Origin of the sequence: Petralouisia muris (assembly GCF_004793545.1) — a bacterium.
In the GTDB taxonomy this organism is placed as follows: domain Bacteria; phylum Bacillota; class Clostridia; order Lachnospirales; family Lachnospiraceae; genus Petralouisia; species Petralouisia muris.
The window spans coordinates 18,500-32,523 of the sequence record NZ_SRYA01000014.1 but is presented as its reverse complement, the minus strand read 5'-3'; the positions used below and the strand labels follow the sequence as shown (position 1 = coordinate 32,523).

The 14,024-nt window shown below is 45.2% G+C and carries 13 protein-coding genes; 1 reads left to right on the top strand and 12 read right to left on the bottom strand.

What is annotated here, in order from left to right:
- Window positions 1–18 precede the first annotated feature (18 nt).
- The 4 genes from E5329_RS08640 to E5329_RS08620 all read right to left on the bottom strand — a co-directional run bounded on the left by E5329_RS08640 (window position 19) and on the right by E5329_RS08620 (window position 2,454).
- Window positions 19–765: a Cof-type HAD-IIB family hydrolase gene (locus E5329_RS08640; protein ID WP_135989169.1), complete on the bottom strand. Its 747-nt coding sequence runs from the start codon at window positions 763–765 to the stop codon at window positions 19–21.
- Window positions 766–945: 180 nt separating this feature from the next.
- Window positions 946–1,206, bottom strand: a complete 261-nt coding sequence (locus tag E5329_RS32525; RefSeq protein ID WP_408634649.1) for a transposase — start codon at window positions 1,204–1,206, stop codon at window positions 946–948.
- 25 nt (window positions 1,207–1,231) lie between these two features.
- Window positions 1,232–1,489, bottom strand: coding sequence for a helix-turn-helix domain-containing protein (locus E5329_RS08630; RefSeq protein WP_135989168.1), 258 nt, complete (start codon window positions 1,487–1,489; stop codon window positions 1,232–1,234).
- A gap of 251 nt (window positions 1,490–1,740) precedes the next feature.
- Window positions 1,741–2,454: a DNA alkylation repair protein gene (locus E5329_RS08620; protein ID WP_135989167.1), complete on the bottom strand. Its 714-nt coding sequence runs from the start codon at window positions 2,452–2,454 to the stop codon at window positions 1,741–1,743.
- Window positions 2,455–2,604: 150 nt separating this feature from the next.
- Between E5329_RS08620 and E5329_RS08615 the strand changes: the two genes are divergently transcribed.
- On the top strand, window positions 2,605–3,192 hold the full coding sequence (locus E5329_RS08615; RefSeq protein ID WP_135989166.1) for a methylated-DNA--[protein]-cysteine S-methyltransferase: 588 nt from the start codon (window positions 2,605–2,607) through the stop codon (window positions 3,190–3,192).
- Here E5329_RS08615 and E5329_RS32120 read toward each other — a convergent pair.
- From E5329_RS32120 to E5329_RS08575, 8 genes are all read right to left on the bottom strand, one after another.
- On the bottom strand, window positions 3,116–3,337 hold the full coding sequence (locus E5329_RS32120) for a nucleotidyltransferase domain-containing protein (protein WP_135989165.1): 222 nt from the start codon (window positions 3,335–3,337) through the stop codon (window positions 3,116–3,118). The genes E5329_RS08615 and E5329_RS32120 overlap by 77 nt on opposite strands.
- A gap of 42 nt (window positions 3,338–3,379) precedes the next feature.
- Complete coding sequence (locus E5329_RS08605) at window positions 3,380–4,615, bottom strand: N-acetylmuramoyl-L-alanine amidase (RefSeq protein ID WP_135989164.1); 1,236 nt, start codon at window positions 4,613–4,615, stop codon at window positions 3,380–3,382.
- A gap of 134 nt (window positions 4,616–4,749) precedes the next feature.
- Window positions 4,750–5,922: an N-acetylmuramoyl-L-alanine amidase gene (locus E5329_RS08600; protein ID WP_135989163.1), complete on the bottom strand. Its 1,173-nt coding sequence runs from the start codon at window positions 5,920–5,922 to the stop codon at window positions 4,750–4,752.
- Window positions 5,923–5,983: 61 nt separating this feature from the next.
- Window positions 5,984–7,735, bottom strand: a complete 1,752-nt coding sequence (pyk, locus tag E5329_RS08595) for a pyruvate kinase (protein WP_135989162.1) — start codon at window positions 7,733–7,735, stop codon at window positions 5,984–5,986.
- Between the two features lie 91 nt (window positions 7,736–7,826).
- Entirely contained in the window at window positions 7,827–8,759 is a 933-nt protein-coding gene (gene arcC, locus E5329_RS08590) for a carbamate kinase (RefSeq protein ID WP_135989161.1), read from the bottom strand.
- Window positions 8,760–9,117: 358 nt separating this feature from the next.
- Window positions 9,118–10,794 (bottom strand): S1C family serine protease, encoded by a 1,677-nt coding sequence (locus tag E5329_RS08585; RefSeq protein ID WP_135989160.1) that lies wholly within the window; start codon window positions 10,792–10,794, stop codon window positions 9,118–9,120.
- A 169-nt stretch (window positions 10,795–10,963) separates the two neighbouring features.
- Entirely contained in the window at window positions 10,964–12,790 is a 1,827-nt protein-coding gene (glmS, locus tag E5329_RS08580; RefSeq protein ID WP_135989159.1) for a glutamine--fructose-6-phosphate transaminase (isomerizing), read from the bottom strand.
- A gap of 17 nt (window positions 12,791–12,807) precedes the next feature.
- Window positions 12,808–13,926: an LCP family protein gene (locus E5329_RS08575; RefSeq protein ID WP_135989158.1), complete on the bottom strand. Its 1,119-nt coding sequence runs from the start codon at window positions 13,924–13,926 to the stop codon at window positions 12,808–12,810.
- Window positions 13,927–14,024: the final 98 nt, after the last annotated feature.

The window sequence follows — 14,024 nt, the reverse complement described above, 5'->3', positions numbered from 1 at the left end:
TGATGCGTTTATCCTGACCTATATATTCTTTTCCAGCCACTTTGCCACGCCATCCTCTTCCTTGGACCCGCAAATTGCATCTGCGTGATTCTTTACAATATCCAGTCCATTCTTAACGCATATGCCGATGCCTGCAGTCTGAAGCATATCTATATCGTTATAATCATCACCGAACGCAATGATATTTTCTGTGCCTATACCAAATTCAGATGCCAGGTATTGGATTCCATTGCTTTTTGCCCCAGCTTTTTTCATGATCATACCGATTATATTTTCCGATATCTGAATATACAGATCATCGGTAAGGACGCTTTTATATTTTTCCATATCCTCCAGGGAATTTACCTCCACGATGATTTTATCTGCTTTTTTTCCACATATCTCGGAGAAGTCAGACTGCGTTAAAGTATAATCTGTACCGGGCCCTAAACGTTCCGCTGCAAAATTAGAATATAAAATATCGTCAACCTCTGCTGCAACAAAGGCTGATGGATTTAAGTTTAAAATAGAATGGATAACATCATGGGCATGGTCTATTTGATAACTGTCAATTTTATTTTTTCCGCGATAGAGCAGCGCTCCATTATGGTATATACCGGCATCAATTTCCATAGATTCTAAAAATTTCTTTGCAGCGCGCAGGGGCCGTGCAGTTGCAACTACGAATTTATGCCCTGACTGGCGCAATTTTGCAATTGTTTTGATTGTGTACGGGGAAATTGTTTTGTCGTTTCTTAATAATGTACCATACCAAATCTGTGACAATCATTTTAAAATGGTTTGCTTTTCTCATTTCAATCGTTTCCTTCTTTAAATTTTTTATTTTCACTAGCAAACTTTTCAGAATATTTTATAATTTCTTTATCACTGGACAAAATGTAATAATTCTCTTCTCGTTTCTGAATCGGATAAATTCTATTACTACGGCTATTAAAAGTCAATGTTTTAATAACCGTAGTTTTGAATATATTTCAGCTTTTTATGTTGAAAAAAACAGGATACCTTTTCACTGTGTTTTTGTAAATAATGCATAAACCGCTCTGTTTTGTTGCGGATTTGTTCTTTGGCGTGCGGAATAATCCCGCTGTGTATGTTCTGCTTCAGGTTATGGTTCAAATATTCATCTGGATTGATTTCAGGGGAATAAGGTGAAGTGAAAAATAATTCTATTTCATCCTTATGCTCTAACAACCATTCTGCAACAATTTTTCCATGATGAACTTTAAGATTGTCAACGATAAATAAGACTTTCCTGTGCAGGCGTAAGCTGGCATTTTTCGCCTAATTTACGGCCACGCTTTTTCTCCTTCAGACATTTCGCTCCCTCCTTTTTATACGCGCTTGATATTCTATCCACTGTCTGAATTGAGATATTGAGCGTTTCCGCAATTTCTTTATGCTTTACATGCTTTTTTTTAAGTCCTATCGCTTGTTGTTTCATGATTTTCCTGGTCTCTGGGGAGACTTTTAGTAAATTGATTTTTTCCATACTTTAATTATATCAGAAAACCATGCTAATGAATAGAAAAAACATCAAGTTTTAACCGCCAAAGTAATATATCTGGTCTGATCATGAGTCAGGCCACTGCCCTCTATATGATTCGAGTTGTATGTCAAATCAATCTGCGTTATATGGTAAATACCGCCGGAGTATTTACTTGATTTCTCATCTTTCAAATTTTGCCTACATCGGAAATTGTGCACCACAATAAATACTCGGTTCCCATCAGAAATCCGCCATCATCGCCGCAGCCGTATCACCCGTTCCTTGTCCTCTTTCGGCACTTTCAGAGATTCCGTAATCTTTTGAATTGCCTTATTGTGGGTAAAATCCTTCAATGGATTCTTTTCCAATACCGGCAGCGTCTCCCTTGGGAATTCTCGGTAACAAATGGAAAGCAGCCATGCCTGTGCCATATTGACATAGTAATCCTCCTGCTTCACCTGCTGCGCCGCTTTTAGAACCCTTGCAAGATACGCTTCATTGACATAATAGTCCAAAAGCTGCACCAGGGCAAAACGTATATGGAATTCCTCAGAACTGTCCAAATACGACTGCAGAAATTCCCACATCTCCTCCGGCTGGCTTTGGGCTAGCTTTATGGTGGAGCATACGCTGTCGCAAACCGACCAATTGTCTATTTTGGGAATAAAACGCTCCAGGAACTCCTTTTTTCCCTGCAAATCCCCTTTTGCATATCCCAAAGTCATCCCCTGCAGCATGATTTCCTCATAACTGCCATCGGCGGCATTAGAAAGATATGTTTTCCAATCCCCTTTCGCAAGCTCCTTTGCCATTTTCCGCAGCAGAGGCAGCCGCACCCCCAGGATATTTTCTGTTCCGGGAAGCAGCTTTGCGGTAAACTGCCGGAACTTTGGCTCTGCAATCTGTTCTAACTGTGTTCTGATTTGGGCGTTCCATCCCTCTGGATTTCCTGAAAATGTTCCTATCATAGATATATTCTCCTTTTATTTTCCTGAATATTATTATATACTGATTAATATCAGAAAAAAGGCAGCATTCAAAAATATTCCGCAAACTATGGCATATGAGTTTTGGGCTGTACGAAAACCCTTCTGTAAAAACCAAGAAAGGAAACCGCCATGAAATACTTTGATTATTATTCTTCTCCTTTGGGAATTCTGCTTCTGACAGAGGAAAATGAAAAGATCACACGCCTGGAATTATCGGAAAAGAAACTGAGAACAGCTGACTGCCCCATAGATTCCAAAACAGTCCCGGCTTACTGCAGCCAAGCTGCAGGAATGGAATCAGCCAATTCTCTCATAGATTCGGCGGAACAAAAGAACACACCGCTGATCGCCCTGGCTAAATCACAATTAGAGGAATATTTCCAGGGCGCGCGGAAAACTTTCGACCTTCCTCTGCAGCCTGCCGGCACCCCGTTTCAGAAAAAGGTCTGGGATGCGTTATGCACCATCCCCTACGGAGAAACACGCAGTTATAAAGAAATCGCCCTCCAGATTCATAACCCCCGGGGCTGCCGGGCAGTGGGCATGGCCAATAACCGCAACCCCATTATGATTGTGATCCCCTGCCACCGGGTCATTGGGAACAACGGTTCTCTTGTGGGATATGCAGGAGGGCTGGATATCAAGGAATGGCTGCTGCAGCATGAAACACTTTCAGCCTCATCGCCGCTTCATACGCTGCCCAGATTGCATCCATAAGAATCATGATATCCATATCCGAGTCCTGATTAAAATCCCCTCTGGCATAAGATCCATACAAAATCACTCTTGTTAACCGGCTCCCTAATAGCTTTCCTATGGCTTCCCGATAACTTCCTAAAAGGAAAAGCAAATACTCCGACATTTTATATCACCACCATTTTCATGATATTCCATCATGATACTTTTAATTCCCAAAATAAGCGTCTATCCCATCCGCAATTCCTGCCGCAAGCCGATTCTGATATCCATCATCCGCCATCCTGCGATCTTCATCCGGATTCGTCATAAATCCCATCTCCACAATGGTGACCGGAACGGTGCACCAATTAATGCCGCTCATGGTATCCGTCTCCCAAATATATTTCTTATTGGCTCCGGTAGCATTGACAGCCCCGTCCAGCACACACTCGGAAAGTCTCCGGCACTGACTGTAGAGATATCCCATGTAAGGATTTCCAGGAGTAGGACAAATGGTCAGAATACCGTTCTCGCTGCTGTTAGAGGAACCGTTGGCATGAATCCGGATAAAGGCGTGCGCCCCTGCCTGATTCGCAATGGCTGCCCGCTCACTGTTGCTGATATTCACGTCATGGCTGGTACGGATCATCTGAACATCGTATCCCCGTTGCTGCAAAACTGCCTGCAGTTTAAGGGAAACCATCAGATTCAGCTCATATTCGTTCAGCCCAGTCACACATCCGCTGGTTCCGCTGGCAACCTTGGGTTTCATCTCTGAGGCTCCGGGACCAATCGGCTCACGCTCACTGTTTCCTCTTGCCTGATGGCCAGCGTCAATCACCACCAGATGTCCGTTTCCCTCTACTTTTACAGACACTTTTACTGATTTTCCGCCAGATGTGGCTGTGACAGTGGCTTTTCCCCGGGCTATGGCAGTTACCTTGCCTTTACTGTCAACAGCAGCTACTTTTTTGTTGGTAGTCCGCCAGATAACAGGCTGGTTCTTGGGTTTCGTTTTTACACTGAGGCGTTTCGTTTCTCCCATTTTCAGGGTACAGGATTTTTTAGATTTTAATTCTATGCTTTCCGTTGCCCTGCAAACCTTAATTTTGCAGGATGCTTTGATTTTCGGATTGCTTTTTGATCTGGCTGTAATCGTTGCCGTCCCGCTCTTTTTGGCTATTACTTTTCCGCCGTAGGCCGTTTTCCTTACTGCAGCGATGTTTGAATTGGAGGAACGCCAGACCACCTCTTTCGACGCACCCACAGGCTGTACCGACGTCACCTTTATGGTCCGCTTATCTCCTACAGCCAGGGTATATTTGCTGTAATTCAATTTGATTCGGGTTGGCTTTTGCGCCGCATGCACCTCCAGATTTCCCCCGCTGCAGCCAACTGCCAGCAAAACTGCCGCCAGCAAAAGGGACAGAAACCCTTTCACCGATTTCTTATATTTCTTCATCTAAACGCTCTCCTTTTCTATACCCGTGAGCCAAATGATTTTCCAACAGATTCCCGCTATTCCAGAAAGAGCAGCAAATCATTTGGCAAATAAGTATGCTCTCGAGTATAAAGCCAGCAACACTTCTCAAGCTTTTAATTCCCAAAATAAGCGTCCACGCCATCTGCAATTCCCGCCGCAAGCTGACTTTGATACCCGTCCTCCGCCATTCTGCTGTCCTCATCGGGATTCGTCATAAATCCCATTTCCACAATAGTGACCGGAACGGTGCACCAGTTAATGCCGCTCATGGTGTCTGTTTCCCAGATATATTTCTTATTGGCTCCGGTGGCATTGACTGCACCGTCCAGCACACATTCAGAAAGGCTCCGGCACTGACTGTACAGGCTGCCCATATAGGGATTGGAAGAGGTTGGGCAGATGGTCAGGATGCCGTTCTCACTGCTGTCATCAGAACCGTTGGCATGCACCCGGATAAAGGCGTCTGCCCCTGCATTGTTGGCAACTGCCGCCCGCTCGCTGTTGCTGATATTTACATCATGGCTGGTACGGATCATCATCACCTGATAACCTCTGGCTTCCAATTCCGCCTGCAGCTTTAAGGACACCATCAGCGTCAGTTCATACTCATTCAAGCCGCTGACACAGCCGGAGGTTCCGCTGGCTACCTTGGGCTTCGTCTCAGAGGCTCCGGGGCCGATGGGCTCCTGCTCACTGTTGCCCCTTCCCTGATGTCCTGCGTCAATCACCACTAGATATCCGTTGTCTGTCATTTCTGATTTCAATTTCAGGTATTCTGAGGCAACGTAGTATTCTTTTCCATCAATTTCCACAGCGCTCCAGGTTCCATCATCTGCAGTCCGGAGCAATTCTGTTCTGCGGACTGCAGTCTGGTATACTTCACTGTCTGTAGAAGGAGCAGTCCTGATATTTACAGAAGAGGTTGTTACCACCTCTTCTCGGGAACGCACCACAGTTTCTTCATTTAATGCAGGAGCCGCCGTTTCCTGCCCGGAAAGTGATTCCGGATTCTGAGAAGCATTGCTTCCTTCCGGTAATTCCCCATTCTCAGAAGCATTGCTTCCCTCTGGCGATTCCCCATTCTCAGAAGCATTATTTTCCTCTGAAGATTCCTCACTTCCCAACTGTTCTTTCTCCTCAGGCAGCTCCTCCTTCACAGAGGTTTCCCCGCCGTCCTGTTCCTGAGACTGCTGCCTGGCTTTTCCACTGCCGTTAAAGCCGCCGCAGCCGCCAAACGCCAGAACCCCAATCAATAATACCGCCAGCCATATTCTATACTTTTTCATACTTAATCTCCCTGTAAACCTCTTCTCGCAAGTAAACTATTTTACTGTGCAGCTCCGAATTTTACTGGTTGCAGCTGACAATTCCGTCTTTGCCATTTAAGGTGACATATGCTCCCGTTTTCAAAATAGAGGTGGCGTTTTCCGCCTCAATAATCACCGGAATATCCAGACTCAATCCTGCAATCACCGCATGGGAGCCTGCTCCGCCTTCTTCCACGATCAGGCCGGACGCATTGCGCAGCTGTTCCATCATTTCATTATTTGTCTCTTTTGCAACAATAATATCCCCTGTTTTAAAATCCCTCCGCAAATCCTGGAGATTTTTGCAGACACAGAGATTTGCAGACACGGTCTTATCATTGATTCCCGTTCCGGTAGCCAGAATATGGCCTGCCACATGAACTTTCAGAATATTGGTTGTCCCGGATACCCCTAAAGGCACGCCTCCTGTAATAACCGTGATATCTCCCATAGACACCAGACCTGCTGCCTGGGCTGCATCTACCGCATGATCAAATAATTCGTCTGCATCTTCTTTCAGCTCCACATGCAAAGGCGTAACGCCCCAGGACAGGTTCAGCTGGCGGCACACCTTAGGATACATGCTTCCGCCGATGATGGGGCAGTCCGGACGGTATTTGGAAATCATCCGGGCTGTTTCGCCGGACTGGGTTACTGTAATAATAGCCGCTGCCTTCAAATCATTTGCCGTGGTGCAGGTAGCATGGGAAATGGCGTTGGTAATATCCGGGTTGCTCATATTTTCCCTGGATTTGAACCGGGCGGTATAATTGATATCCTGCTCTGTGCGAATTGCAATTTTCACCATGGTTTTCAATGCTTCCACCGGATAGAGGCCTGCCGCAGTCTCTCCTGACAGCATAATTGCACTGGTTCCATCGTAAATGGCATTTGCCACGTCGGTAGACTCCGCCCGAGTGGGCCTTGGATTTTTCATCATGGAATCTAACATCTGGGTAGCGGTAATCACCTGTTTTCCGGCGTCAATCACCTTCTTGATAATCATTTTCTGAATAACTGGAACATCCTCTAAAGGAATTTCCACACCCATATCCCCTCTGGCTACCATGATTCCATCGGATACCCGGATAATCTCATCTATATTTTCCACGCCCTGCATATTTTCAATCTTGGAAATAATGTTGATGTTATTGCAGTTCTTTTCTTCAAAAATCTTCCTGATTTCCAGAACGTCATCTGCAGTGCGGACAAAAGAAGCCGCCACAAAATCAAAATCCTGTTCAATCCCGAACACAATATCCTCATAATCTTTTTCACTGATGTAAGGCATAGACAATTCTACATTTGGGACATTGACCCCTTTCTTATTGGAAATCACGCCACCGTTTACTACATGGCAGACAATATCTGTATCTGTTACCTCATCCACCCCAAGCTCAATCAGTCCGTCATCAATGAGAATCCGGCAGCCTGGCGCTACATCTGTCACCAGCTCTTTGTAAGTAATAGATACACGCTCCTTATCACCCAGAATCTCTTCCGTCGTCAGAGTAAATATCTGGCCTGGCTCCAGCTGTGCCTTGCCGTCTTTAATATCCCGTAGGCGAATTTCCGGTCCCTTGGTATCTAACAGGGTAGCCACCGGCAAATCCAGCTCTTCCCGCAGCCTGCGGACTTTTTTCAGCCGTTCTCCCTGTTCCTCATGGGTGCCATGGGAGAAATTAAACCTGGCAACATTCATTCCTTCCACCATCAATTGCCGTAACACATCATCCTGATCCGTTGCTGGCCCCAAAGTACAGATAATTTTCGTTTTTCTCAGATTTTTCATATTAATTTTCCTTTCCTGATTTTTTAAAATTTTTCTGCCTGTGCCACACTGAGCATTTTTCTGCCACAAGGCAGGCCATGTGTAAAAATCATTATTTCCTTATTATTGTTCCGGTTATTTTCTTAATTTCCTCTCCAGAAGACTCCAATCTGGTAATCAATACACTTCGCACTGCTGAATTCCCGATAAACTCAATGGCAGCTTCAATCTTAGGAAGCATTGTTCCTGGCTCAAACTGTCCTTCCTCCATATAACTCCTGGCCTGGGCTGTAGTTATCTCATCCAGAGGTTCCTCCTGACCGGTTCCAAAATTCAGGCAGACCTTCTCTACCCCTGTTAAAATCACCAGACGGTCTGCATCTACCAGATCTGCCAGCTTACCTGCCGCAGAATCTTTCTCAATCACTGCGCTGGCTCCTTTCAGCTTATGCCCCTGGGCAAGCACGGGAATTCCCCCTCCGCCGCAGGCAATCACCACCTGTTCCGCTTCTAGAAGTGCGCGTATGGCGTCAATCTCCACAATATCCACAGGCTTGGGTGCAGCAACAATTCTGCGGTACCCGGCTTCGGTCTTCACCACATGGTTGCCTTTCTTCTCTTCTGCTTCTGCTTCTTCCTCTGTCATTACACGGCCAATTTCCTTGGTGGGACGATAAAAAGCATCGTCATAGGGGTCTACACAGACCTGGGTCAGAATCGTGGACACCGGTTTATAAATTCCCCGGTTCAGCAGTTCTGTACGGATTGCATTCTGTAAATCGTAGCCAATGTATCCCTGACTCATGGCGGAGCATACCGACATGGGAGTTGCTGTATATTCTGGATAAATCCTGCAGAATTCCGCCATCGCTGTGTGTATCATACCCACCTGAGGGCCGTTGCTGTGGGAAATTACCACCTGGTAATCTTCTTTGATAAAATCCACCACTGCTTTTGCAGTTCTCTGGGCAGCTCTTTTTTGCTCCGGCAATGTAGTTCCTAATGCATCATGTCCCAGGGCAATTACGATTTTTTTCTTTCTCATTCAATAAACCTCCCTTTTCCGGAACAAGTGATCCGGCGGCTCCTTGTCCATTCCTACTGCAAAAGCAGCCGCTTCTGCAATATCTCTGTAAGGAACTGTTAAGAAATAACTTGTGAATCGTGCGCAGGACAGCGCGCTCCATTGGGTATTTTTCTTCGAGAGCGATATTCAAAAATCAGGCGCATAACGAGCTATCCAACTGATTTTGATCAGCACTCTCCGAGAAAAAGACAACCAAAATCACAAGTTATTTTTTAACAGTTCCTAAGCCGAAACGCCAATCTGGATCATTCCAGATTGGCATTTTCATTTTCTTAATATTTATTTTACCATACTTTCCCTTATTTTAAAAGAAAAATCAGTCATTCTTTTTCCCTAATACGGCTGTGACTTTCTGTTCCTGCCACTCTCCGTTTTGATTGGTCTGAATGGTAATTTCCACTTCAGTTCCTGCTGCATAATACTGCATCAGTTCTTTTAAACCATCCATAGACTGAACTTTTCTTCCATCAAATTCCGTAATAACATCTCCTTTTTTAATTCCCGCTTTCTCTGCAGCGCTGTTTTCCTGCACCATTGTGATGTACAATCCCTCTGGAATTCCAAAACTTTCAGCCAGATCTTCTGTCACATCCTGGCCGGATACGCCAAGGTATGCAGAATTTGACTCATCTACCACTTCCCTGGTAATCAAATCGTTGATAATCGGTTCTGCCGCAGAGATTGGTATTGCAAATCCCATGCCTTCTACGCTGGTATCGTTATATTTGACAGAGTTAATTCCAATTACTTCTCCGTTCATATTTACCAGAGCTCCGCCGCTGTTCCCAGGATTGATTGCAGCGCTGGTCTGAATTAAATCATTGGTAATAGATACGCCTGTATTCTCGTCCTGTACAGTAACCTCCCGATCCAAAGCACTGATCACTCCTGTGGTAACGGACTGCCCGTATCCCAGTGCATTTCCGATTGCCACCGCGCTCTGCCCTACTCTGATATCATCGGAATTGCCAAGTGTGGCTACTTTTATTTTTTCCATAGTTTCTTCCGGAATATCCGCAATTGATACAGAAATTACTGCCAAATCCGTACTGGCGTCTGAGCCTTTAATCTCTGCTGTCACAGACTGATCATCTGTAAAATTCACAGTCAGCTGACTGGAATTGGCTACCACATGATTATTGGTAGCGATATAAATTTCCTTCTCCGTCTGGCTTATAATAATCCCGCTTCCTGCGCTCTCAGTATCCTGCATATAGGAACGGCCGAAGAAATCTCTGCCCATTTCCTGCTGACCCATATTCGTAATAGATACGATGGAGGGAATTACGTTATCCACAATATCAGCCACATCATTGATGGTGGTTGCAGTACTTACGCTGGTTCCTGAAATGCTGTTAGAAGTAGTGCCATCTGTTTTGCCGTCTTCTCCTGCTGTGGTTTCCAGCCGGGCATTATTAGGGCCGCCGGCATATTGAAAAGCAAGTCCCGTTCCGTAGAACACTGTACCAGAAACCAATCCGAATACCAGGGCAAGAGCCGCACATTTTCCCACTGTTACGCCAAAGCCATGATGTTTCTTTTCTCCGGAATATTTCTGTTTTTTCTTCTTCGCATCTTCCGGTACCGGATTCCACTGGCTGCTGTAAGAGGCATTGGACTGCCCGGTACTGTAAAACTGACTGTCGTCTCTTTTATATTCCTGATTCCGGCTGGGAGCTTCTCCTGCGATGTAAGTTCTCTCACCGCCCGCTGCCGGTTCTGTGGAAAAAGTTCCTTCCCTATCTGCCGTCTGGTCTGCCGTATAAGTTCTTTCACCGCCTGCTGTCTGGTCTGCCGTATTTGTCTGTGAAATCCTGCTGTTTTCTTCCTGTGCCTTAAATGCGGACTGATGGTTTTCTTCCTGTCTTTCATAGTAATTCGGATTGCGTTCCTGATTCTCCTGATTGAGATAGCTGTATGAATATAAAGAATCTGAACTGTTATTGTTATTGTTATTGTTATCGTTATTATTTCCATTAAAATTGTTTTCCATGACATTTTCTCCTTTCGCTTCCCTATATGATTCTGCTCTTGCTTTGTTTCTATTAAGCAGTTTACGGAATATTTGTGACAGAAATGTGACAACAATTTTAAAAAAACGTGATATGCCGTGAGCGAAATGATTTTGCAAACGAAAAGAGGGGGACGTCCTCCCCCTCTTCTTACTCAACGGTAACAGATTTCGCCAGATTCCTGGGCTTATCTACATCACAGCCCTTGCCTACAGATACATAATAGCTGAACAGCTGCAGCGGAATAATCGCCAGTGAATTGGTAAAGTATTTATTTGTCTGCGGAATGTAAATCACATAATCCGCCGCTTTCTCAATCTCCCGATTTCCAGTATTGGTTACTGCCAGCACGAAGGCCCCTCTGCTGCTTAATTCCACAATATTGCTGATAGTCTTCTTATACAGATCTTCCTGGGTTACCACTGCCGCCACCAGTGTTCCTTCTTCAATCAAAGAGATGGTTCCGTGTTTTAATTCTCCTGCGGCATAAGCCTCTGAATGGATATAGGAAATCTCCTTAAGCTTCAAAGAGCCCTCCAGGGAAATAGCGTAATCTATGCCCCTTCCTACAAAAAATACATCCTTCGCCGCAATATAACGGTTGGCAAAATGCTGAATCTTTTCTTTATTGCTCAAAAGCATCTCAATCTGTTCCGGCAGTTTCTGTAAATCCTTCAAAAATGCAGCCACTTCCCCCTCTGTAATTACATCCCTTACTTGAGCAAATTTCACTGCCAGAAGGTATTGTGCAATCAACTGGGCGCTGTACGCCTTGGTGGTTGCCACGGCAATTTCTGGTCCTGCCCAGGTATACATTACCTTATCCGCTTCCCTGGCAATGGAAGAACCCACCACATTGACAATTCCAAGGGTCTTCACTCCCTTGTCCTTCGCTTCTCTTAACGCAGCCAGAGAATCTGCCGTTTCTCCCGACTGGCTGATCACAATCACAAGTTCATCATGGGAAAGAATGGGATTCCGGTAACGGAATTCTGAGGCCAAATCAACCTCCACAGGGATTCTTGCCATGCCCTCAAAAACATATTTGCCGGTAACGCCCACATGATAGGCAGAACCGCAGGCGACAATGTGGATCTTGCGGATCCCGCGGATCTCTTCCTCACTCATCCCCAGTTCTTCAATCACAATTGTCCCGTCTTTAATTCTGGGATTTAAGGTATCCCGCACGGTCTGCGGCTGCTCATACATTTCCTTTAACATAAAATGCTCATAACCGCCTTTTTCCGCAGCATTGATGTCCCAGTCTATAGCCGTGGATTCCTTCTGAATATCCTCTCCGTCCACATTATAAAAAGCGATGGCATCTTTAGTTAAAACCGCAATTTCCTCATTCTGGATAAAATATACATTTCTGGTATACTTAAGAACTGCCGGCACGTCTGAGGCAATCAGGTTGCCGTCTTTCCCGTGTCCCACAATCAAAGGACTATCTTTTCGGACTGCATACACGTGTTCTGGATGTTCCTTAAAGATAATCCCCAGGGCATAAGACCCTTCTACTCGGTGCATAATCTTAGTAATAGCTTCTATGGGATCGCCTTTATAATAATAATCCAAAAGATGAGCCACCACTTCTGTATCCGTATCTGACTGGAACTGATATCCCTTCTTTTCCAGCCGTTTCCGCAATTTCAGATAGTTCTCGATAATTCCATTGTGTACAACTGCTATCGTCTCTGACTGATTATAATGAGGGTGTGCATTCTGATTTGAAGGCGCCCCATGGGTTGCCCAGCGCGTATGGCCGATTCCCGAAATTCCCGGCATGGTAGCGCCGTCATGGGTCAGCTCGCTGAGCGCCTTCAGACGTCCCACTGCCTTCTGCACCTGAATGTTTTCCCCGTCATATATGGCAATCCCTGCTGAGTCATATCCCCGGTATTCCAATTTAGACAGACCATCCAGCAAAATGGGAGCCGCCTGTGACTCTCCGATATATCCTACAATTCCACACATATGAAATCCTCCTGTTATTAATCCTTCTTAGCCCTTACTCCTGTCCGGTACACAATCTCGTCGCTGATGCTCTGTACGCTGTCTGTCACCTGATAACTGGTGGTTCCATACAGGAAATCATGAAGCTGCTTCACATTAGAAGCCAAATCCGCCGGAATGACACAATCCTGGCTGCCTTTCTGATAAGAAATACTTACCACCTCATTCTCCCTGTCAAAAGGAAATCCCGCATTATCTCCCATTTTATAATTAAAAGCGTCTTTTGCAAGGCTGAGTATCTCTGCCTTGGACAGACTTGTCTTAATCTTCGGGAAAACAACATCAATCAATTCATTGATGGTACTCATATCAGAAGCCAGCGCTTTATCTACCATCTTCTCCACAACCAGACGCTGACGCTCCGTCCTCTTGAAATCGTCCCCTATCGTATAACGGATTCTTCCATAGGACACAGCCTGCACTCCATTCAGGTTATAGGTCCCGGCTCCGGGCAGCGGAGTATAATCTTTCCCTGTAACCTTAGATGTTTCCACGCAGTAATTATTCAAATGTCCCGCCTCTTCATTTGTAATTTCCACTTCTACTCCGCCCAGAATATCCACTGCTTCTGCAACTGCTGAAAAGTCAAAGGAAACGTATTCCTGAATATCCAGATCCAGATTGGTGTTCAGCATACGCACTGCCTGTTCCGGACCTCCCATTGCATAGGCTGCATTGGCTTTGCTGTATGCATCTGTGTTATTCAGATCCGCCATTTTCAAAAACGTATCCCGGTATACAGACACCAGACGAACCTCTTTCGTCTCTTTGTCAATTCTTGCCACCATAATCACATCGGAATTTCCTCTGCTGTAGCTATTCTCCTCCCGATTATCCAACCCGAACAATGCTATGGTGGTATACTCTACGAGAACCTCCTGCGTTTCTTCCGGAAGCTCCACTCTTACATCCTGCCCTTTGAAAGAAACATCCGTGTTCAGCTTATCCATCTTCCCATTCACCCAAATCCAGGCCAGCACGCCCAGCAGGATCAGCAATTCAATGATCACAATAATTATTTTCCGTTTTCTTCGTTTGTTCTTTTTCTCCTTTTTACTCATGGGCTTCTGCCCCTGTGCTCTGCTCTGTTTCGCCATACCTTCACCCTATCTGTTTTTGATTTTTCAATCCTTCATCCGCCCTGCATTTTATGCCAGTTTTATACATATGACTTATCTTATAATATTTCAAGCCA